This window comes from Acidiphilium sp. AL, assembly GCF_025499445.1.
Lineage (GTDB): Bacteria > Pseudomonadota > Alphaproteobacteria > Acetobacterales > Acetobacteraceae > Acidiphilium > Acidiphilium iwatense.
Map to the genome: position 1 here is coordinate 1 of NZ_JAIMBZ010000020.1, position 20,819 is coordinate 20,819.

Below are 20,819 nucleotides of genomic sequence, written 5' to 3' on the forward strand. Positions count from 1 at the left end.
TGCATGCTATACGAACTCATCCCCACCATGCCGGAGCCTCGCCTGCTGCCACTGGTCCAGAAATTCGCCGATATGCTCGCCGACCTGCCCGTCTTCGCCGAGACTTTCGGGGCAGTGTGAAAATGAGGGGAGTCTTGAGATCATCGATGGAATCACAGAGTCACCCGTGAATGTTGCCGCCGCCGTGCGTGTCATCATCCTAGGCGATGCTGTACGGAAAAGGTTGTTTGAGATGCTTCGGCAGCAACTTCATATAAACCTGCGAGATCATACAGTTGAAATTCAAAATGATCAGTGGCACAATTACTTAAGTTTGAGCATCTCATATCCTGAAAATTTCCCATACAAATTCTCCCTCGAATTCCAAAATACTCAATTCAACGGCCTGATCTTTGGCCTTCATCGTAATGAAGAGAACAACCCACAAAACGACGATGAAATATTTAGCATCATAGACAAACAAATTGGTCCGGGAAAGAGGAGTGAATGGTGGCTTTGGTACCGCAAGGCGTCGCTTGCGGACACGCTGCTGCCCGTTTCACCAAACTGGCAGCCCGATCCGCAGCCGTGGATTGATATCGCAACCGGAAGCTTGGCTGAACGAATTCAGGTGGTATTTAAGCTGATAGGTCAAGTACTTGATGGCTGACCTTCGTGTCGGCCGTCATCCATCAGAACCCTCCACCCACTCCACCGCATCCCCCCACGTATGGAGATGCCAGCCGAGTTCGCGCATTCCGCCGCAACGGAAGCGCACGACCAGCGAGCCATCCGCCTGCTCCTTCATCGTCTGGCTCGGGTGAAACAGCCAGCCCCTCGCGTCCACGGCGGCTTCCGGCGTGAAGCGCAGCACCACATCGCGCGGCTCTTCCTGAAACACCCCGAAGGATTGCGCGGCGAATTCGGCAAGGTCGAACTCCCGCCGGGGAAATATCTCCGGCAGAATCTTAAGATCGCCGATCCGGTCGAGCCGCCACAGCCGCATTTCTGCTCCGGCTTCGGTATGCGCGATCAGATAGGCCCGCCGCCCATACAGTATGGCATAGGGGCAGAGCGTGCGCGGCGTCGCCCGTGCCACTTCGGCGGAGCGGTATTTCAGGCGGATGTAGTGCATCCCGAGAATCGCATGGCGCAACTCGCCGAGCAGCGCACGGTCAAGCCTGAGCCGTGGCCCCGGTGCCGCGGCGCTGCCTTCGGCCTGCATCAGCACCTCGATATCCGGCTCTGCGTGGCGCAGCACATCCGCCGGCATGGCAAACCGCATGAAACAGGCCGCTTCCCGCAAATCCTCGGCGTGCGCCGCATCGCCCTTCGCCTCGAACTCGCGCGCCAGCATTTCCAGTGTCGCGATCGCGCCCGGCCGCACCGGCACCGCGGGCAGGGCTGTGCGCGGCAGCCGCCAGCGGCGGATATGATCGTCGCCGTCAAGATATTCGAGCTGCGGGAACATCTCTTCCAGCCGGTCGCGCAGCCGCTCGGCGGTGCGCCGGCCGATGCCGAGCGCGTCCGCCATTTCGTCGAGCGACAGCCCGGCCCGCGACCCCGCGAGCCGCATGGCAAGCTGGAACAATCTGGTCGCCGGTTCGTAACGCACGGAGAAAGACTGCTCCGGAATCCGGGGCCGCGCAAGCGCCCGGCCCCGACCCGGCAACCCGCCAGGTTCGTGCCAATGGATTGCAATCTTGAAGGGTTACGTCATGAAGACGGTATAGTGACCGATACGTCAGAAACGGTCATAGCCATTCCAGCCCCGGTGACGCGGCTTGCCCGCCTCGGCGGTTTCGCCCAAAATCATCGTGCAAAACCAGGATCGAATCGTCATGGACATGAGCATCGCAGCACCGCGGATCATGGATATCGGCGGCGGCGCGGTCGCGCGCATCGCGGCCCTGCTGGACCGTCTGGGCCTCGCGAAACCGCTGATCGTCACCGATCCGATGATGGTCAGGCTCGGCCTGATCGAACGGTTGACCAAGCCGCTCGACGAAGCGGGCATCGGCTATAGGGTCTTCAGCGATACCGTGCCCGAGCCGATCGATACCGTGATCGACGCCGGGGTCGCGGTCGCGCGCGCGCAACCCTTCGACTGCATCATCGGCTTCGGCGGCGGATCGCCGATCGACACCGCGAAAGCGATCAACATTCTGCTCCATGCCGAGCCCGGAGCAAAAATGCGCGCCTTCAAAGTGCCGGTCGCCGCCGATCATGCCGCCCTGCCGCTGATCGCGGTGCCGACCACCGCCGGCACCGGCTCGGAAGCGACCCGCTTCACCGTGATTACCGACCCCGAACACGACGAGAAAATGCTGATCGCAGGGTTCGGCGCCCTGCCGCTCGCCGCGATCGTCGATTATCAACTCACGCTCAGCGTGCCGCCGCGCACCACCGCCGATACCGGCATCGATGCGTTCACCCATGCGCTGGAAGCCTTCGTGTCGCGCCGCGCCAACTCGGTATCGGACGCCTATGCGCGCGCGGCGATGCGGCTGATCGGCGCCAATCTGCGCAGCGTGTTTCACGAGCCGGACAATCATCCGGCGCGCGAGGCGATGATGCTCGGCGCGACCCTCGCCGGGCTCGCCTTTTCCAATGCCTCGGTCGCCCTGGTCCATGGCATGTCGCGGCCGATCGGCGCGCATTTCCACGTGCCGCACGGACTGTCCAACGCGATGCTGCTGCCCGCGGTGACGCGCTATTCCCTGAACGCCGCTTTGCCGCGCTATGCCGAAGCATCGCGCCTTGCCGGTTTCGCGCGTGACGAGGATGCGAATCAGGTGGCGGGCGCGGAATTGATCGCGGCGCTGGAGGCGATCAACCGCGATCTCGCGGTGCCGACGCCGGAACAATTCGGCATCGACCGCGCGCTATGGGACGCGCGGCGCAAAGCCATGGCGGAACAGGCGCTCGCCTCCGGCAGCCCGGCCAACAACCCCGCCGTGCCGGACGCCAACGCCATTATCGCGCTGTATGACAGGATTTTCTGAGATAGGTCCGGTCTGGTGCGTTTGTTTCACGTGAAACAAAGGACAGTTATTATGACTAACTTTGAGTTATTTCATCGCGATGCGGTGCGAGCCGGCGTCTTCGCCACCGTGGGGTCGTCCGTCGCTTTCGGGCCGCCCCGGCGCAGCCGGTGCTCGCCAAGGAACAGCAGGATCGGCGCGGCGATATAGATCGACGACGACGTGCCCACCACGATGCCGAACAGCATGACCCAGGCGAATCCCGAGAGCGATGCGCCGCCGAACAGCGCGAGCGGCAAGGCGGCGAGAAACACGGTGCTGGAGGTGCCCAGGGTGCGGTTCAGCGTTTCGTTGATCGACAGATCGATCAAATCGCGCAGCGGCATGGTTTTGTATTTGCGCAGATTTTCCCGCATCCGGTCATAGACCACCACCTTGTCGTTGGTGGAGTAGCCGATCACCGTCAGGATCGCCGCGATGGTCACCAGATCGAACGGGATCCGGGTGATCACCATGAAGCCAACGGTCTTGGTGACATCGAGAATCAAGGTCGCGACGGCACCCACCGCGAACTGCCACTCGAAACGGAACCAGATATAGACCAGGATCATCAAAAAACTCAGTCCGAGTGCGATCAGCCCCTGCTGGAACAGTTGCGACGACACCGAAGCGCCGATCGCCTGGGTCGACAGGATTTTCGCGCCGGGAATCGTCGATTTCACCACGCCTTCGGCGGCGTTGAGCGATTGCTCGGTCGCCTGGGCGTTGCTGCGCTGCTCCAGGCTGATCAGCACGCCCTTGCCGCTGCCGAAACCCTGCAATCCGGCGCCGGTGAGATGTGCCGCGTTCAGATCGTTGCGCAATCTGGTGAAATCCGGCGGCTTCGGCGTGGCGACCTCCATCACCACGCCGCCCTTGAAATCGAGGCCGAGATTGAGGCCCGGATGGAAGAACAGAACGACCGACGCGGTGGACAGAACCGCCGAGACGATCAGCCCAAGAAACCGGCCTTTCATGAAGCGGATGCGGGTGCCATCCGGCACCAGGCGGAAGGCGGGGCGGGTGAGGAATTTCATTGTGTTGGCCTCAGAAAACCGGCAGGGCGGCGGGCCGGCGCGCGACATACCAGCGCGCGGTGATCAGCCGGACCAGCACGGTCGAGGTGAACAGGGTGGTGGTGATGCCCACGCAGATGGTGACGGCGAAGCCGCGTACCGGCGGCGAGCCGAAAATGAACAGCATCACGTGGGCGAGCAGGGTGGTCACGTTGGAATCGATGATCGTGCCGTAGGCGCGCTTGTAGCCGGCTTCCAGCGCGGCGAGCGGCTTGCGGCCGAGCTTGACTTCCTCGCGCACCCGCTCGTTGATCAGAACGTTGGAATCCACCGCCATGCCGAGGGTGAGCAGGATGCCGGCCATGCCGGGCAGGGTGAGCGTGGCACCCATCAGGGACAAAATCGAGATCAGGAGCAAAAGATTGACCACCAGAGCGAGATTCGCGAACCAGCCGAACAGCCCGTAGAAACTCGCCATGAAGGCGATCACCAGCACGAATCCCACCCCGAGCGAGATCATGCCCGCGCGGATCGCGTCCGCCCCCAGTTCCGGCCCGACGCTTTGCTGTTCGACCACCTTCAGCGGCGCGGGCAGGGCGCCGGCGCGGAGCAGAAGCGCCAGATCGGTCGCCGAACGGGCGGTGAAATTGCCGGAAATCTGGCCCTGGCCGCCAATGATCGGCTCGCGGATCACTGGCGCCTCGATGATCTTGCGGTCGAGTTCGATCGCGAACAGCTTGCCGACGTTTTTAGTGGTGATTTCGGCGAATTTGCGGGCGCCCACGCCGTTGAAAGTGAAATTCACCACCCATTGGCCCGATTGCGGATCCTGACCGGCCTGGGCGTTGGTGAGATCCGCGCCATCGACCGCGACGCGCGAACGGATCGCGAGACTCTGTGTCGGGTCGTTCAACATGGGCAGGATTTCGACACCAGGCGGCGGGGTTTTGATAGCCGGGCTGACATTCTGCGCGACCATGTGGAAGGTCATATGCGCGGTCTTGCCGAGCAGGCGCTTGATCCGGTTCGGGTCCGACACGCCGGGGAGCTGGATCACGATTTGGTCGGAGCCCTGGCGGGCGATCTGCGGATCGACCACGCCGGTACCGTCGATGCGCCGGCCGATGATGGTGATCGACTGGGCGACCGCCTGGCTCGCCTTGGCGATCAGCGCCGGGCGCGACAGGGTGAGTGTAACCGCGCCGCTATGGGCGACATGGATGTCGAGATCGGGCGCGCCGCCGGCGGCGGCCACCGGATTGACTAGTTTTTGCAGGATCGGCTTCGCTTTCGCCGCGTCGCCCGGTTTCAGCAGATTGAACTGTACCCGCTTGGCGGCGACATCGGCGCCGAGATCGGTGTAGCCGATATCGGCCTTGAGCAAAGCGTGGCGGACCTCGTCGGTCAGGCCGTTCAACTGCTCGCGCACCACCGCATTCATATCGACCTGCATGAGCAGATACGATCCGCCGCGCAGATCGAGCCCGAGATGGATTTGCGGCCAGGGGATGCCGGGCAGCGGCCGGTTGAACAGGTTCGGCACGGCGAGCAGAACGCCCACGGCGCAGAGCAGGACGATCAGCAGGGTTTTCAGGCGGGTGAAGTATAGCATGGCAGGCGGTGGGCTCCCTCGATGGGAGGTGGTATGGCGGGGTGGGCTTGTGCGTGCAAGTCCGGGACGGATCAGGGAGGGTTCGGGTGGCGAAGCTCAAGGTGGGCGTGATCGGCGCGGGGCATTTCGGCCGGTTTCATGCGCTCAAGACGATTGCCGCCGACCGCGCGGTGCTGACCGGCCTCCACGATCCCGATGCGGCGCGGGCCGGGGCCGTCGCCGCCGAGACGGGCTGCGCCGCGATGGAGCTGGAGGCGCTGATCGCGGCATCGGATGCGGTGATCGTCGCCGCCCCGGCCGATGCGCATTTCGCCATTGCCGCGCGCGCGCTGGAGGCGGGCAGGCACGTGCTGGTGGAAAAGCCGATCGCGGCGACATTGGACGAGGCCGACCAATTGGCCTGGCTTTCGTCCGAACGAAATCTGGTTTTGCAGGTCGGTCATCTGGAGCGGTTTTCGGCGGCACATGGCGCGGTCGCCTCAAGGATGGGAAGGCCGCTCTATATCGAGGCGGTGCGGGTCGCGCCGTTCAAGCCGCGCGGCACCGATGTTTCGGTGATCCTCGACCTGATGATCCACGATCTCGACCTCGTGCTCGCCTTGGTGGCGCAGCCGATCGAGACCATCGACGCGGTGGGAGCCGCGGTCGCCAGCGCGCATGACGACATCGCCAATGCCCGCGTACGGTTTGCGAATGGCTGCGTGGCGACGATCACCGCGAGCCGGATTTCGCTGAAAACCGAGCGCAAGATGCGGATTTTCTCCGAAGCAGGCTATCTGACGGTGGATTTCGCAGAACGAAAACTGACCATGATCGGCCGCGATCGCGGCATGAAGCTGCCCGGCTTCGAGGAATTCGGGCTGGAACAGGCCGGCTGGGAGGATCACGATGCGCTCGCCGCCGAGCACACGGCGTTTCATGCCGCCTGCCTGGATGGCGCGCCGGTTCTGGTGGATGCGGCGGCCGGGCGGCGCGCGCTGGAAGCGGCGCTCGCGGTCAGCGGTTCGATCGCGGCTAGCCGCACACGCGCTGAGGCTTCGGGGCTGATCGGGGCCGGTCGGCGATAGGAATTTTGCCCGGCTCGGAGGCGGCCCAGTTGAATTTCCGCGATGGGTGCAAAACCGTTCGACTCGTTCTGGTCGAAGGTTTTGAAAGTTCCTCATGCCCCGCACGGCCGAAATCCGAATCGCCGAACGGGTGTTATGGAAAATCGCGTGGCGACACACCTGACAGTGCTTTTGGAGTTAGGCGTGAGAGGAGGCGTTATCCATGATGCCGGGGGGCAAGCGACCCAAAAACACCTTCACCTCGTCAAGCAGCCAACGTGTCTCTTTGGCTTTTATGACCCATCCGAGGTGCATGCGGATACCTGTTTCGACGTGGATGTTTGCTCCGCTAGGGACGGGCTCCACCCTGATCTCGCCTTTTTCCGTCATGCGCGGCCCTCCCCAAAGCGTTCCGAGGAACCAAAAGCGTTCCTTGGGCGACCACGCTGTATCCCCTTTATTCAAGAGCAGTCCACGCTCAATTAAAAATACTGGTGACCCGGATGACCCAGAGAACACCGCAATATCAACCGAAAATTCTGGCTTACCATTGAAGTCGATTGCTGGATGACTCGCGGTGAATCCGCGGCGGAAAAGTGGGAGTTTATTTTGCTCATCCCACAAGCCCGACGGATAACCGACCATCGTAATCGGCTCAACAATATCGAGGTCGACCGCTAATTCATTGGTCATGAAAACTTCTGCTGGAAGTGGACTCACAAAAGGTTTGCGTCCTTTTACGGCCACTGCCGCATTAATTGCAGGTGTGATCATGATAGCTACGAGGTCACAGTGCGGATGCCAGATCACGGGCACCTGCTCCACTGAAACATTGACCGCCACCGTTTCACTGTCTGGCTCTGTATCTGCCTCGCCCGTCGCTAAATGAACGTCGAAAGATATAAGATTGGCTCCATCAACGACATGCTTATTTGTGATGAGGACATGCGTCACAAGGTTTTCGGCAAATTTGACAACGCAAACATAACCGGTTCCTATTTGCGCGCTGCCTGTTTGGTGGTTAGCAGCTACAATCCTGAGAACTGCAAAATTGAGGTGCTCCGCAAGAGTGCTGGGCTTTAGCAGGTTTGCCATTATGGTGCTCTTAAAACTGTTGCCGATTTGCCTTAAGCCTGGAAATCGTCGCGATCCCCACATTGTAGCTGCGCGCCAGCTCCTTCAACGTGGCCCCCTCGGCCCGGCGCTGTCGGGCTTCGTCCTGTTGCTGGGGGGTGAGGGCAGGGGGGCGACCCATGTGCTGCCCGCGTGCCTTGGCCCTGCTCCGACCCTCGGCCGTCCGGGTGCGGATCAGGTCACGCTCCACGTCGGCCAGGCCACCCAGCACGGCCAGCATCAACCGCCCGGTGCTGGTGCCTGTATCGGCCCACGGCTCGGCCAGCGATCGAAACTGTGCGCTGGCGTCGGCGATCCGCTTGACGATCGCGAACAGGTCGAACGTCGAGCGCGCCAGGCGATCGATCCGCGTCACCATCACCACATCGCCAGCAGCCACGTATTTGAGCAGCTTCAACAGCTCGCGGCGATCGGGCCGCGCTCCGGTCGCTTTCTCCCGATAGATCTTCGCGCATCCGGCCGCCTTCAACTGCTCAAGCTGGGCATCGAGCGTCTGGCCGCAGGTGCTGACTCGGGCGTACCCGATCAGGCGGGAAGGGCGGTCTGTTCCGGTCATATCTTGCGGAAGGTGTAAGCCTTTGATTCGACAAGGGCAAGCCGGCTTACCGCAAGTCTTGACTTTCGTATTTTGAAACCAGTGCGCCCGAACGTAAGATAGCGGCATGCCGCCACCCATCCCCGTCTTTCTGACGCCCTATGATCCGGCATGGCCGGAAATGGCAGCCGAATACGTGGCTGGCCTGCGAGTGCTTGGGTCAACGCTGGTGGCAGTGCACCATATTGGCTCCACATCCGTGCCAGGGCTGGCCGCCAAACCAATCATCGATCTAATCCCGGTAGTCACCAACTTGGATGAGCTCGATCAAAAGCGCGCACTCGTGGAGTCACTTGGGTATGGCTGGCACGGCGAGCTCGGTATCGCCGGAAGACGCTACTGCGCGCTGTCTGATGGGGATGGGAATCGGGTCGCCCAGCTTCATTTTTTTGCAGCAGGGTCACCGCAGATTGTCCGGCACCTCGCCTTCCGGGACTATCTACGCGCCCATCCAAAAGAGGCTCAGGCATATGAGGATGAAAAGCGGCGCGCCCGCGAACTGTTCCCCAATGATTCCCACGCCTACACGGATACAAAAGCTGCCTGGATTGAGCGTACTCAGGCCAAAGCGCTCCACTGGTTCGCCGATCTTGGGTGATTAACCATCTGATACTAGCTCTTCATTGCCTATAAGTTACGATTATATCTTACGAAAATTTCGAAAGTCTTGAAATTTGGACAAGGCGGGTATCAATAACGTCCTTCAAGCGCACCAGCCGCGCGTGCGGGCCGAGGCTTCGGGGCTGATCGGCCGCGCCGGCGATAGGAGTCTCGCATCGCTCGGCGGCAGCGAACCCGATCTTGCGCCGGCGCCACGCCGTCGATCCGATTCGGCCTGATCGTTTTCATCACGCCCGTGCGGAAATTCACGTTTGCGACAGGATGGATCGCTTCGGCCGCTGCGCGGCCTCGCGATGACACGTTGGGGATGTGACGGACGCCGTGGCGCGGTTTTTGCCGCGCCACGGCTGACCGGGGTTTTGGCTGTCAGACCAGCTTCTTGAGCGAGGGCGAGGCCTTGAAGCGGACGGTCTTGCCGGCTTTCACCTTGATTTCCGCGCCGGTGCGCGGATTGACGCCCTTGCGTGCCTTGGTCTTGCGCACGGTGAAGGTTCCGAAGCTCGGCAGGGTGAATTTGCCGTTCTTTTTCAGTTCCTTGACGATCGCCTCGATCAGGTCGGTGGCGGCGCGATTGGCGGCAACGCCGGTGATCTCGGCAGAGCCCTGGATGACTTCGGCGATAAACGCTTTCGACATGGTCGAAGCCTCTTTCGTGTTCTTGATCGGCGCTCAGGCCGATGCCGGCGTTGCCGGCGGGTTGAGGAATCTCACACGCCGGCCAACAACGAATCGGCAGGCAACGATTCTTCTAGCGATTCGCGAAGAGTTTGAACAGAGGAATGATGCCGGGCAGCCGGAAAATCATCCGAGCGTCATGACCGCGACGCCGGCGAGAAAGGCGAGGCCGCCGAGACCGAGTGCGGCGAAGCCGAAACCAAGGATTTCGGTGACCACCGAGACCGACGCCAGCACGATGGCGATCTGCAAGGCGCCGACCACGATTTCCAGCATATGGTAGCGTTCGAGCTGACGGTCGCGCGCCTCGGCCTGGCGCAAGGCGAGCTGCTTGAGCTGCGCCTTCCCCTCGCGCCCGGCCGGATCGGAGGTTTCCTTCGCCGCCCGCGCCGCCGCCGCCTTCGCCGCGGCTTCGAGGGCCGGATCGTTCGAATGCGCGGCGAGGCCGCCGAGAATTGCAGAGGCGGCGCCGGCGACATCGGCCTTGATCGCCTTGGCCTGGTAGAACCCCCAGGTGTCGTTCACCGCGATCTGCTTGGCGATGTAGTCGTTCTGGGCGGATTTCTCGCCCATTTCGCAAATCGCCAGGGCCGCGGCGAGAATGCCGATGAGCAGCGCCATGCGCCGCGCGTGCTTGTTCTCCGGGTGTTCCTTGAGGTGCTTGTGGCGTTCCAGGCTGTCGGTCGCGGTTTCGATTCCGTCCATGACGGCGGCATCCGTGCGGTGAAAAGTGAGTTCGTTTTACCGGAAAATGGTGCCCAGGGGCGGAATCGAACCACCGACACTGCGATTTTCAGTCGCATGCTCTACCAACTGAGCTACCTGGGCCTCTCTGACCGCTCATCACGGCGCGAGAGGGATCTAGCCGAACCGCGCGCGGTCATCAAGCCGTCATCGCAGCGGGCGGTTCAGTTCCTCACCAGCACCGCTTCGGGCATCTCGATGTCGATTTCGAGCGTCGAGATCGTGCCATCGCGCTCAAGCTTGACGTTGACCTTCTCGCGGTCGATCGCGATGTGCTTCGCGATCACCGCCAGGATTTCCTCCTGCAGGATCGCCGCGAGATCGGATTTGCCCGACAGTGCCCGCTCATGCGCGAGCAGCAACTGCAGGCGTTCGCGCGCGACCGGCGCGGTGCGCGGGCGGGAAAAGAAATTGAACAGGTTCATCATGCGACTTTCCGGCCGAACAGCCGGCTCATCAGTCCCTTCCGCTCGATCGGGGTGACGACCTCGATGATCTCGCCCATCAGCCGGCGGGCAGCGTCGGCATAGGCGCGGGCGGGAGCGGAAATCGGGTTGTGCAGCGTGACCGGACAGCCGACATTCGAGGCGCGCAGCACCTCCTCGCTGTCGGGGATGATGCCGAGCAGCGGAATCGCGAGAATTTCAAGCACATCCTCGACCTTGAGCATCTCGCCGCGCGCGGCCCGCATCGCATCGTAGCGGGTCAGCAGCAGATGCTTCTCGACCTTTTCGCCCGCCTCGGCTTTCGCTGTCTTCGAATCGAGCAGGCCGATGATCCGGTCCGAGTCGCGCACCGAGGAGACCTCGGGGTTGGTGACCACCACCGCCATGTCGGCATGGCGCATCGCGAGCGTCGCGCCGCGCTCGATGCCGGCCGGGCTGTCGCAGACGATCCAGTCGAATTTCGCGCGCAGCTCGTCGATTACCCGTTCCACGCCTTCGGGGGTGAGGGCGTCCTTGTCGCGGGTTTGCGAGGCGGGCAGCAGCGACAGGGTTTCGACCCGCTTGTCGCGGATCAGCGCCTGGGCGAGCTTGGCATCGCCTTGCACCACGTTGACCAGGTCGAACACCACGCGGCGCTCGGCGCCCATGATGAGGTCGAGATTGCGCAAGCCGACATCGAAATCGACGACGACCACGTTTTGCCCGGTCTGCGCCAGTGCGGCACCCAATGCCGCCGACGAGGTGGTCTTGCCGACCCCGCCCTTGCCCGATGTAACGACCAGAACCTTCGCCATGCCACTATCCTTCAATCGAGCGCCGCGAGGCGCAGCGTCTTGTCGTCCAGCCAGATCTGCACCGCCTTGCCGTGCAGCCCGTCGCCCCAATGATCGGCGGTGCGGTAGAGCCCGTCGATCGCGAGCAGTTCCGCCGCGAGCTTGCGGCAGAAAATCCGTGCGTCCGGGCGGCCGAGCAGCCCGGCGATCGCCCGGCCGCGCAGCGTGCCGTAGATGTGGATCGAGCCGCCGGCGATGATTTCCGCCCCCGAGGCGACCGGGCCGATCACGGTGACGTCGCCCTCCTCGAACACGATCGACTGGCCCGAGCGGACGGCCCGATCGATCAGCAGCGCGGCGCGCGGCGGCGCCTCGGGTTTCGGCGCGGGCGAGGGCGCCTCGGCCTGCGGTTCCGGGATATCGACCGCGCGATCCGCGCGGCCTTCGCGGGCGGGAGCGATGGCCAGCGTATTCGCCCATCTGGTGCCGCGCAGGAGTGCGGTGTCGGCGCCTTCGACACCGATGATGCGCAAATCCCGCGCGTCGAGCGCTTCGAGCACGGCGGCGGGATCGTCATCCTCGGTCTCGGCGAGGGCGGCGAGATTGACCACCACCGGACGGCCGGCGAAGAACCCGGCGGAGCGCTGCATCTGCTGATCGAGTGCGACGAGCCAGGCATCGAATGGCGGTTCCGGCGCCACGATCAGCGCCATGAAGGACCGGCCGCGAATCCTGATTGCCGGAAGAGGGAGCGTAGTGTTTGACACGATCAGCACGTAGCGTCGCGCGCATCCGCGCGTCAACAACGGACTGCAGACCGGATGCGATCGATTTGAAAAAATTCAGGAAATATCATGGGATTTTCGGTCGATACGGATTGGTGCCGACAGCCGCGCCGGCATTGGCGACTCGGGCATGATGGCAATCGGGTGACGGCGTTCCGGCGCCGGGGTTTGCGGCGCGATGGATTGCTTCCGCCGCGCGTGACGCGCGGCGTCGCAATGACGTTTCATAATCAATTCGCAATAACTTATCTGTCATGACCCGTTCGTCATGCCGGCCGGACCGGCAGGACGCTTCGGGGCAAGCGTTCGGATTGTGTAAATTAAAAAACATCCACAATTCAGACATGTTTTGTTGCAATTTTTGCATGGATTCGACAAAATCTCCAGATGACTCATGCCATGATTCTGTTTACCCTTGATTGTCGTTATGACTCAGGACCTTACCGTCTGGTCAGAAAATGTTATCAAGCCGGCGTTCATCGTCATTAAGGATGTGAAGAAATCAAAAAAAGATTGAAATTGATACGCGTTTCGGTTAGGTAATTTTTAGAGAGAAATTTAATTTTTGGGAGCGGATCATGAGCGGGACGACGATTGTTACGATCGGGCTGCTGGGCACGAGTAACATTACGACCTCGGGGACTTATGAACTGGATGTCACCGGCATCGGGACCGCGAATATCCAAGGGCCGGGGACGACGGGCACGCCGATCAGCGTCGCGGTCGTCGGGTTGCTGGGGGCAGGTCTCGTCTTCACCACCGATATCAGCAACGGCGCCAGCGAAATTCTCAATCCCGTCGCCGGTCTGTCGCTGATCGACACGTTCAATATCGGCGAGAATGCCAGCGGGTCGATCCTGGGTGACGGCACGCTCGAACTCGGGTCGAAGCTGCTCGGTGTCACTCTCGCGCAGGACATCAATTTCTTCGGGACCGACAACAAGCTGATTCTCGACCCCGGCCTGAATATCAGCCTGCTCGATTCGCTGCATAATTTTGCCGCTGGCGACACGATCGAACTGAAAGGTATATCGACAGCGACCCACGCGACGTTTGTGCCGGATCTGTTGGGCGGCGGCACGGTCGAATTGTTGAATGCGGGCGGAACTGATGTAGGCAATATTGTTCTCTCCAACGGCAGCTATTCCCCCAACGAATTCCAGGTGACGCCGGACCCGAATGGCGGCGTCGACCTCACCGTCTGCTTCCTCGAAGGCACAAGGCTGCTCGGGCTGCACGGCGATATCGCGGTGGAGGACATGGAACCGGGCGACCGGCTGATCACCAATAGCGGCGCGATGCGGCCGGTGCGCTGGGTCGGCAAGCGGGTGATCGACGCCGAGCGGCATCCGCGCCCGGAGACGGTCTGGCCGATCCGCATCGAGGCGGGGGCGATCGACCATGGGCTGCCGGAGCGCACCCTGTACCTGTCGCCCGACCACGCGCTCTATCTCGACGGCAGGCTGATCCCGGCCAAGGCGCTGGTGAACGGCCGTTCGATCGTGCAGGAGAAGCGCCGCCACATCGCCTATTATCATGTCGAGCTCGAGACCCACGACATTCTGCTCGCCGAATCGCTGCCGGTGGAATCCTATCTCGAGACCGGCAACCGCAATTTCTTCGAGAATGGCGGCGGCGCCATGGTGCTGCACCCGAACATGGCGCAGGCGATGCGCGAGGCCAAAGGCTGCGCGCCTTTCGCCGAGACCGGCAAAGAAGTTGCCGCGATCCGCGCGCGGATCATGGCCCGGCTGCCGGCGCCGGCGCGCACCAGCGATTGCGGGCTGCGGGCGATGGCGGGCGGCGCGGCACTTCGGGTCACCTGCATCGATCCGCTCACCTACTGGATTGCGCTGCCCGAAGAAGGGGCGGACGTGGTTCTCGCGTCGCGCAGCATGGTGCCGGCCGAGCAGGATGCGAGCGTCGAGGATCGCCGGCGGCTCGGCCTCGATGTCGGCGAGCTCGCGGTCGAAAGCGCCGGGGCGATCGGCGCGATCGCGCTCGACGATCCCGCGCTGAGCACGGGCTGGCATGCGACCGAGGGGACGCATCGCTGGACCGATGGGCTAGGCGTGATTCCCGCGTCCCTGCTCGGCGATGCGACGGCGCTGATCGTCCGGCTGCAGGCCCTGGCATCCTATCCGGTCGAGGCCGGGAGCGGCGCCGCGAGGCCGGCGAAGCCGGTCTCGACCCATCATTTAACCGCGTCGTAAGCGCGGAGGCTGACGAATCGTTGCGGCGCGGCCGGTATTCCGGCCGCGTCTTTTTTGTTGGCGATTGCTTGCGGAGCAATGACGGAGGGTAAATCGCCAATGGATTGCTTCGGTTGCTGAGCGACCTCGCAATGACGGAGCAGGGTCACTTCACCAGATTGGTGAAGCCGTTGGTGATCGGGTAGCGGCGGTCGCGGCCGAAGGCGCGGGCGGTGATTTTCACCCCCGGCGGCGCCTGGCGGCGCTTGTATTCGGCGCGATCCAGCAGGCGCCAGACCCGTGCCACGGTCGCCCGGTCATGGCCGGCCGCGGTGAGCTCGTCGATCGAGGAATCGCCCTCGATCAGCCCGGCGAGGATCGCGTCCAGCACCTCGTAGGGCGGCAGGCTGTCCTGATCGGTCTGGTTCTCACGCAATTCGGCGGTGGGCGGCTTGGTGATGACCCGCTCCGGCATCACCGACCCGGAAGGGCCGCGGGCGTGCGCGGGGCGGTGAGCGTTGCGCCAGCGCGACAGTTCGAACACGGTGGTTTTGTAGACATCCTTGAGCACCGAATAGCCGCCGCACATGTCGCCGTAGAGGGTGGCATAGCCGACCGACATTTCGGATTTGTTGCCGGTGGTGAGCACCATCGCGCCCAGTTTGTTGGACAGGGCCATCAGGATCAGGCCGCGCGAGCGGGACTGGATGTTCTCCTCGGTGATGTCGGGCGCACGGTGTTCGAACAGCGGGGCGAGGCCGGCCTCGAAGGCGTCGGTGGCCGCGCCGATCGGCACGGTGTCGCAGCGGATGCCGAGCAGGCGGGCGCATTCCGCCGCATCCTCCAGGCTGTGCGCGCTGGTGTAGCGGCTCGGCATCATCACCGCGCGCACCCGCTTCGCACCCAGCGCATCAACCGCGACGGCGGCGGAGAGCGCGCTGTCGATCCCGCCGGAGAGGCCGAGAATCACGCCGGGAAAGCCGTTCTTGTTCACGTAGTCGGCGAGGCCCATCACCATCGAGCGGTAGATCAGGTCGAGCCGGTCGGGCTCGGGCGGCAAAGGGTGGGGCGTGCAGACCAGTCCGCTATTGGTGCGCCGCCATTCGGTGAGGGAGATCGCCGGTTCGAAATGCGGCATCCGCAGCGCGAGGCTGCGATCGGCGTTGAGGGCGAAGGACGCGCCGTCGAACACGATTTCGTCCTGGCCGCCGGTGAGGGCGGCGAAGATGAAAGGCAGGCCGGTTTCGACCACGCGGTTCAGCGCGAGCTGGAGGCGGGTGCCCTGCTTGCCGTCCTCGAAGGGCGAACCGTTGATCGAGATCAGGATTTCGGCACCGGTTTCGGCGAGGGTTTCGGGCACCGAGGGGAGCCACCAATCCTCGCAGACCAGCATGCCGAGCCGAAAGCCGCGAAAGGCCACCGGGCCGGGCGCGGGGCCGGGATCGAACACGCGCTTTTCGTCGAACACGCCGTAATTCGGCAGCTCGTGCTTGGCGCGGCGGGCGATGACCGAGCCGCCATCCATCACGAAGGCCGCGTTGTGCAGCGCGCCGTTCGCCCGCCAGGGCAGGCCGGCGACGATGCCCGGCCCGCCATCCGCGGTGTCGGCGGCGAGGGCTTCGGCGGCCTGTTCGCAGGCGGCGACGAAGGCGGGTTTCAGCACGAGGTCTTCGGGCGGATAGCCGGCGATGCCGAGTTCCGGGGTGATCAGCAAATCGGCGCCGAGCCGTGCGGCCTCGGCGCGGGCGGCGCGGATCGAGGCGAGGTTTTTCTCGATGGCGCCGACATGCAGGTCGAGCTGGGCGATCGCGAGCTTCAGCGTTTCGGTCATGGGGCATGATAGCCCGGATTTTGCCCCGGCGTCATTCCATCCGCCTCATCCTGCCTTGTTTTGGCCGCAACTCGCCGTTAGAGCCTCACGCGCCCGTGAAGCCGGATTCCGAACCGGACGGCCTGGGCGCGAGACTTCACTTAACCAACGGAGATTCCCTATGACCATCCGTACGATCCTTCGCGCGACGATTCCCGCCCTGGCGCTGACCTTCGCCGTCGGCGCCGTCGGCACGGCGCATGCCACCAGCAAGAAGAAGAAGGCCGAGACCGCCACGAGCCACGCCACGATGAGCCACGCGAAGCTGCCCGGCTACAAGACCGAGGCCGCAGCGAAGGCGGCCTGCGGCATGGGCGGCGTGGTGTGGCACGCGACCGGCAGCAAGGCGTTCCACGGTCCGAAATCGAAGTATTTCGGCAAGACCAAGCACGGCGCCTATGTCTGCGAGAAGGCGGCGCTGGCCGACCATCTGCACGAAGCGAAAAATTAACCGAACGCGCGATTAATCCTGTTTGACTCGCGGCCGGAATCGCTTCTTCATTCCGGCCGCGGGTCCGTTGCGAGCCCGCCGACACAAACATGGAGGCTGGGATGGGCTTGTTCGATCAGGTTTCCGGAATGGTCAGCGGCGCAGCTCATCGCCCAGCATCTGCCGGCGGCGGTGGATCAGGCGACGCCGGGCGGCGCCGTGGCGGACGCGTCGTAAATCCGTGACGGGGTTCAGAATTCTCGGTATCTGCGGCAGCCTGCGCCGTGGGTCGTTCAATCTGGCGGCGCTGCGCGCGGCGGTTGATCTGGCGCCCGAGGGGATTTCGCTCGAGATCGCCTTGATCGGCGAGATTCCGCTGTTCAACGACGATGTTCGCGCCGTCGGCATTCCGGCGCCGGTCATCGAACTAGCGGGGCGGATCGTGGCGGCGGATGCGGTGCTGATCGCCACGCCGGAGTATAATTATTCGATCCCCGGCGTGCTGAAAAACGCGATCGACTGGGTGTCGCGCTGCGATCCGCAGCCGTTTCGCGACAAGGCGGTGGCGATCATGGGCGCGAGCCCCGGCGCGATCGGCACGGCGCGCGCCCAATACGATCTGCGCAAGGTGTTCGTGTTTCTGGATGCTCATGTGATGAACAAGCCGGAGATCATGATCAGCGCGGCGGGGCAGCGTTTCGACGGCGCAGGGGTGCTGACCGACGCGGCGACGCGCCAGCTCATCGGCCAGCAACTCGCGGCGTTGCGGGATTGGGCGATGCGGTTGCGTAGCTGATCCAAAAAGATCGCCCGAACCGGGCTTCGGTTCGGGCGATTTCAGCGGCAGTTTATGTTTGGCGCGGCGATCCCAGCGATCCGCCTTTTGCGCGCGTTCGGCACGAGATTTCGTGTGCCTGGCGCGATAGAGCGGATTGGTCAGGAGGTCGCGCGCCATGGGATTGCGTTTGCGCGCCATGGCGGTCTCCTTTCGCGAGAGACCGCCATGATATCACAAATCGATGCGAAAGCGCAGCCCTTCGCCGCCGCCATGAGAGTCGGGCTTGCGGAACCGCTCCACCAGCACGCCGCCATTGTTCAAAATGACGCGCTGCGAGGCAATGTTATCGGGATCGGTGCTAATTTCGACGAAATGGAGGCCCTGCGCGGCGGCTTCGGGTAACATGAGAGCGACGGCGCGCGTCGCCCAGGGCGGTGCTGGTCGAATAGCCAGCTTCCAGCGCCGCGCGGAATTCCGCCAGATCGGCGAGAGCGGGCTTGCGGAGGGAGCAGACAGTCATCCCCGGTCGCGGAGCAAAAATTCGCGGCCGATCTTGACCCGCGGTTCGCCGTCATAGGCGACGATATCGGCGGTGGCGTAGGTTTCGGGCCAGTTTTCCGGGATGAAGCTGCCGGTGCCCACCACGTCGATCGGGGCGTGGGCGTCGGCCATCACGCTGCATTTTTCCACGCCGAATCCGGACGATACGACGATGCGCACCCGGATGAAGCCGGTCTCGTCCAGCGCCTCGCGCAGTTTCCAGATGGCGGCGGCGGAAACCCCGGTGCCGATCAGGTAGCGCAGCTCGCTCTGGCTGCGATAGCGGCGGATCGCGCCAGGGGCGTGGCGCTCCAGCACCGCGTAGCTCTCCTGCGGGTCGAGCCCTTCCATGAATCGCCCGCCATGGGTGTCGAGCCGGACCGCCAGACGCCCGGCTTCGGCGAGATCGGGGAAGCGGTGGCAGACGGCGAGCGCGTCGGTGACTTCACGGCCGAAAAAATCGGTCAGCACGGTGATGTCGTCGTCCGGGAAGGTTTCGCGGAACATCTCGGCGGCGCGCACCGTCGATCCCGCGTAACCGATCAAACCATGCGGCATGGTGCCGTAACCGTGCGGCGCGCCGAAATAATGCGCGGTCGAGTCGTTGGCGTTGCCGATGAAGCCGCGCGCGCCCTCGGCCTGCGCCGCGCGCGAGCCGACCGAGGCGGCATAGGCCATCATTTCCTGCATTTCGGCACCCGCGCAGTGCCGCGCCTCCATCGCGAGGAAGCCAGCCTTCGGCAAAGCGGCGCACATCTGATAGGCGTTGTGCGCGGCGACGCAGGGGGGGCCGAGCTTCTGGAGCAGGATGGTTTCGAGATCGACCAGGAGCAGAAAACTGCCGGTGATATAGGCGATCGGCTCGCCGGCGCCGACCCAGGAGCCTTCCGGGTTCGGTAGCTCGATATCCACCGTCTCGCCGCGCGCGGCGGCGACTTCGCGCAGCCAGCGCAGCATCAGCGACGGCGCGGATACCACCGGGCGGCGCAGGAACAGCGCATAGGTGACGCGGCTGTCGCCGAAGCGGGCGACGATCGACTTGGTGCGGTTGAAATAGGCGTCGGTCCGCGCGGCGATGCCAGCATCGAGATCGGAGGCGCGCTCGGCGAGACGCCGCCGCTGGAGGGACATGGCGCTGCCTCGCTTACTGTGCCGCAATATCGGTGCGGTTGGGCGCGCGGCGGGATTTCAGCTCCGCTGCGATCAGGAAGGCGAGTTCGAGCGACTGCTCCGCGTTCAGGCGCGGATCGCAGAAGGTTTCGTAGCGCGCGCCGAGATCGGCTTCGGAAAGCTGCCGCGCGCCGCCGATGCACTCGGTCACGTCCTGGCCGGTCATCTCGACATGGACGCCGCCGGGGGCGGTCGCTTCGGCCTCGCTGATATCGAAGAAGCAGCGCACCTCGGACAGGATCGCGTCGAACCGCCTGGTCTTGACCCGGCCCGCGGTGGTGATCGTGTTGCCGTGCATCGGGTCGCACACCCAGGCGATGCGGCGGCCCTCGCGCCTGGTCGCGCGCAGCAGTTTCGGCAGTTTGGCGGCGACGTGTTCGGCCCCCATGCGGGCAATGAGGGTCAGGCGGCCCGGTTCGTTGGCCGGATCGAGCCGCTCGATCAGGCGCAGCATGTCGTCTTCCTCCATGCTGGGGCCGACTTTCATGCCGATCGGGTTTTTCACGCCGCGCATGAATTCGACATGCGCGCCGTCGAGCTGGCGGGTGCGGTCGCCGATCCAGAGGAAATGCGCCGAACAGGCGTAGTGATCGCCGCTGGTGGAATCGACGCGGGTGAGCGCCTGTTCATAGGGAAGCAGAAGCGCTTCATGGCTGGTGTAGAATTCGGTTTCGTGGATTTGCGGGGTCGATTGGCTGGTCATGCCGCAGGCGGCCATGAATTGCAGGGTTTCGTCGATCCGCGCCGACAGGTCGTGATAGCGCTCGGCCAGCGGCGAGCGTCGCACGAAATCGAGGTTCCAGCGATGCACCTCGTGCAGGTCGGCATAGCCGCCGGAGGCGAAGGCGCGCAGCAGGTTGAGCGTGCCGGCGGACTGGAAATAGCCGAATTCCATGCGCGCGGGGTCGGGGATGCGGGATTCGGCGGAAAATTCCGGGCCGTTGACGATGTCGCCGCGATAGGAGGGCAGGGTGACGCCGCCGATGGTTTCGGTATCCGAACTGCGCGGCTTGGCGAACTGGCCGGCCATTCTGCCAAGCTTTACCACAGGTAAAGCGCCGCCAAATGTGAGGACCACCGCCATTTGCAGCAGGACGCGGAACGTATCGCGGATGATGTTCGCGGTGAAATCGCCGAAGCTTTCCGCGCAATCGCCGCCATGCAGAACGAAGGCGCGGCCTTCGGCGGCCAGGGCCAACGACGCTTTCAGCCGCCGCGCCTCGCCGGCGAAAACCAGAGGCGGGAAGCGGTGCAGCCGCGCTTCCATCGCCGCGAGCCTGTCCGCGTCGGGATAGGCCGGCACCTGACGGATCGGCCGCGAACGCCAGGAATCGGGCGTCCAGCTTGCGGTGTCGCGGTCGGGCAGGGCGGTTGTCGTCATGCAAAGCTC

Annotated in this window: 22 protein-coding genes and 1 tRNA gene; 7 read left to right on the forward strand and 16 right to left on the reverse strand. The window is 63.7% G+C overall.

The annotated features are described in order from the left end of the window. The first annotated feature begins 166 nt into the window (after positions 1 to 166). Positions 167 to 649: a hypothetical protein gene (locus AiwAL_RS12245; RefSeq protein ID WP_235706060.1), complete on the forward strand. Its 483-nt coding sequence runs from the start codon at positions 167 to 169 to the stop codon at positions 647 to 649. Positions 650 to 664: 15 nt separating this feature from the next. On the opposite strand, the gene AiwAL_RS12250 is transcribed toward AiwAL_RS12245, so the two are convergent. Beyond that, positions 665 to 1,594, reverse strand: a complete 930-nt coding sequence (locus AiwAL_RS12250) for a YafY family protein (protein ID WP_235706059.1) — start codon at positions 1,592 to 1,594, stop codon at positions 665 to 667. 226 nt (positions 1,595 to 1,820) lie between these two features. Between AiwAL_RS12250 and AiwAL_RS12255 the strand changes: the two genes are divergently transcribed. Beyond that, entirely contained in the window at positions 1,821 to 2,984 is a 1,164-nt protein-coding gene (locus tag AiwAL_RS12255; RefSeq protein ID WP_235706058.1) for an iron-containing alcohol dehydrogenase, read from the forward strand. Between the two features lie 71 nt (positions 2,985 to 3,055). Here the strand turns inward: AiwAL_RS12255 and secF are convergent, their stop codons facing one another. Both secF and secD read right to left on the reverse strand, forming a co-directional pair. Then, positions 3,056 to 4,039, reverse strand: a complete 984-nt coding sequence (gene secF, locus AiwAL_RS12260; protein ID WP_235706057.1) for a protein translocase subunit SecF — start codon at positions 4,037 to 4,039, stop codon at positions 3,056 to 3,058. 10 nt (positions 4,040 to 4,049) lie between these two features. Further along, positions 4,050 to 5,630: a protein translocase subunit SecD gene (gene secD, locus AiwAL_RS12265; RefSeq protein ID WP_262312773.1), complete on the reverse strand. Its 1,581-nt coding sequence runs from the start codon at positions 5,628 to 5,630 to the stop codon at positions 4,050 to 4,052. An 86-nt stretch (positions 5,631 to 5,716) separates the two neighbouring features. On the opposite strand from secD, the gene AiwAL_RS12270 reads away from it, so the two are divergent. Further along, positions 5,717 to 6,697, forward strand: a complete 981-nt coding sequence (locus AiwAL_RS12270; protein WP_235706055.1) for a Gfo/Idh/MocA family protein — start codon at positions 5,717 to 5,719, stop codon at positions 6,695 to 6,697. A gap of 177 nt (positions 6,698 to 6,874) precedes the next feature. Here AiwAL_RS12270 and AiwAL_RS12275 read toward each other — a convergent pair whose 3' ends face one another. Continuing rightward, a complete protein-coding gene (locus AiwAL_RS12275; RefSeq protein WP_262312774.1) occupies positions 6,875 to 7,771 on the reverse strand; it encodes a serine protease in 897 nt (298 codons plus the stop codon). 10 nt (positions 7,772 to 7,781) lie between these two features. After that, positions 7,782 to 8,366: a recombinase family protein gene (locus AiwAL_RS12280; RefSeq protein ID WP_262312775.1), complete on the reverse strand. Its 585-nt coding sequence runs from the start codon at positions 8,364 to 8,366 to the stop codon at positions 7,782 to 7,784. A gap of 106 nt (positions 8,367 to 8,472) precedes the next feature. Here AiwAL_RS12280 and AiwAL_RS12285 point away from each other — a divergent pair, with 106 nt between their 5' ends. After that, on the forward strand, positions 8,473 to 9,003 hold the full coding sequence (locus tag AiwAL_RS12285; protein ID WP_262312776.1) for a GrpB family protein: 531 nt from the start codon (positions 8,473 to 8,475) through the stop codon (positions 9,001 to 9,003). Positions 9,004 to 9,392: 389 nt separating this feature from the next. Here the strand turns inward: AiwAL_RS12285 and AiwAL_RS12290 are convergent, their stop codons facing one another. The 7 genes from AiwAL_RS12290 to AiwAL_RS12320 form a co-directional block, all read right to left on the reverse strand. Then, the gene (locus AiwAL_RS12290; RefSeq protein WP_235704874.1) at positions 9,393 to 9,662 is read right to left on the reverse strand and encodes an HU family DNA-binding protein; all 270 of its coding nucleotides are present in this window, start codon (positions 9,660 to 9,662) and stop codon (positions 9,393 to 9,395) included. A 165-nt stretch (positions 9,663 to 9,827) separates the two neighbouring features. Next, on the reverse strand, positions 9,828 to 10,406 hold the full coding sequence (locus tag AiwAL_RS12295) for a DUF4337 family protein (RefSeq protein ID WP_235704875.1): 579 nt from the start codon (positions 10,404 to 10,406) through the stop codon (positions 9,828 to 9,830). Positions 10,407 to 10,453: 47 nt separating this feature from the next. Beyond that, positions 10,454 to 10,529, reverse strand: a tRNA-Phe gene (locus tag AiwAL_RS12300). Between the two features lie 80 nt (positions 10,530 to 10,609). Then, positions 10,610 to 10,870: a cell division topological specificity factor MinE gene (gene minE / locus AiwAL_RS12305; protein WP_235704926.1), complete on the reverse strand. Its 261-nt coding sequence runs from the start codon at positions 10,868 to 10,870 to the stop codon at positions 10,610 to 10,612. Continuing rightward, positions 10,870 to 11,685 (reverse strand): septum site-determining protein MinD, encoded by an 816-nt coding sequence (gene minD, locus AiwAL_RS12310; RefSeq protein ID WP_235704876.1) that lies wholly within the window; start codon positions 11,683 to 11,685, stop codon positions 10,870 to 10,872. The genes minE and minD overlap by 1 nt, the downstream gene beginning before the upstream one ends. Before the next feature lie 11 nt (positions 11,686 to 11,696). After that, positions 11,697 to 12,440 (reverse strand): septum site-determining protein MinC, encoded by a 744-nt coding sequence (minC, locus tag AiwAL_RS12315; RefSeq protein WP_316044781.1) that lies wholly within the window; start codon positions 12,438 to 12,440, stop codon positions 11,697 to 11,699. Between the two features lie 76 nt (positions 12,441 to 12,516). Further along, positions 12,517 to 12,816, reverse strand: a complete 300-nt coding sequence (locus AiwAL_RS12320; RefSeq protein ID WP_235704878.1) for a hypothetical protein — start codon at positions 12,814 to 12,816, stop codon at positions 12,517 to 12,519. Positions 12,817 to 13,027: 211 nt separating this feature from the next. Between AiwAL_RS12320 and AiwAL_RS12325 the strand changes: the two genes are divergently transcribed. Further along, complete coding sequence (locus tag AiwAL_RS12325) at positions 13,028 to 14,662, forward strand: Hint domain-containing protein (protein WP_262312777.1); 1,635 nt, start codon at positions 13,028 to 13,030, stop codon at positions 14,660 to 14,662. A gap of 145 nt (positions 14,663 to 14,807) precedes the next feature. On the opposite strand, the gene AiwAL_RS12330 is transcribed toward AiwAL_RS12325, so the two are convergent. Next, positions 14,808 to 16,472, reverse strand: a complete 1,665-nt coding sequence (locus tag AiwAL_RS12330; protein WP_235704880.1) for an NAD+ synthase — start codon at positions 16,470 to 16,472, stop codon at positions 14,808 to 14,810. A 160-nt stretch (positions 16,473 to 16,632) separates the two neighbouring features. Here AiwAL_RS12330 and AiwAL_RS12335 point away from each other — a divergent pair, with 160 nt between their 5' ends. Together AiwAL_RS12335 and AiwAL_RS12340 are read left to right on the forward strand one after the other, a co-directional pair. After that, positions 16,633 to 16,962: a hypothetical protein gene (locus AiwAL_RS12335; protein ID WP_235704881.1), complete on the forward strand. Its 330-nt coding sequence runs from the start codon at positions 16,633 to 16,635 to the stop codon at positions 16,960 to 16,962. A gap of 220 nt (positions 16,963 to 17,182) precedes the next feature. Continuing rightward, complete coding sequence (locus tag AiwAL_RS12340; protein WP_262312778.1) at positions 17,183 to 17,737, forward strand: NADPH-dependent FMN reductase; 555 nt, start codon at positions 17,183 to 17,185, stop codon at positions 17,735 to 17,737. Positions 17,738 to 17,950: 213 nt separating this feature from the next. Here the strand turns inward: AiwAL_RS12340 and AiwAL_RS12345 are convergent, their stop codons facing one another. The 3 genes from AiwAL_RS12345 to AiwAL_RS12355 all read right to left on the reverse strand — a co-directional run bounded on the left by AiwAL_RS12345 (position 17,951) and on the right by AiwAL_RS12355 (position 20,810). Then, complete coding sequence (locus AiwAL_RS12345; protein WP_262312779.1) at positions 17,951 to 18,124, reverse strand: hypothetical protein; 174 nt, start codon at positions 18,122 to 18,124, stop codon at positions 17,951 to 17,953. A gap of 111 nt (positions 18,125 to 18,235) precedes the next feature. Continuing rightward, positions 18,236 to 19,390 (reverse strand): nicotinate phosphoribosyltransferase, encoded by a 1,155-nt coding sequence (locus AiwAL_RS12350; protein WP_235704885.1) that lies wholly within the window; start codon positions 19,388 to 19,390, stop codon positions 18,236 to 18,238. Between the two features lie 13 nt (positions 19,391 to 19,403). Continuing rightward, complete coding sequence (locus tag AiwAL_RS12355; protein ID WP_235704886.1) at positions 19,404 to 20,810, reverse strand: class II 3-deoxy-7-phosphoheptulonate synthase; 1,407 nt, start codon at positions 20,808 to 20,810, stop codon at positions 19,404 to 19,406. Between the last annotated feature and the right edge of the window lie 9 nt (positions 20,811 to 20,819).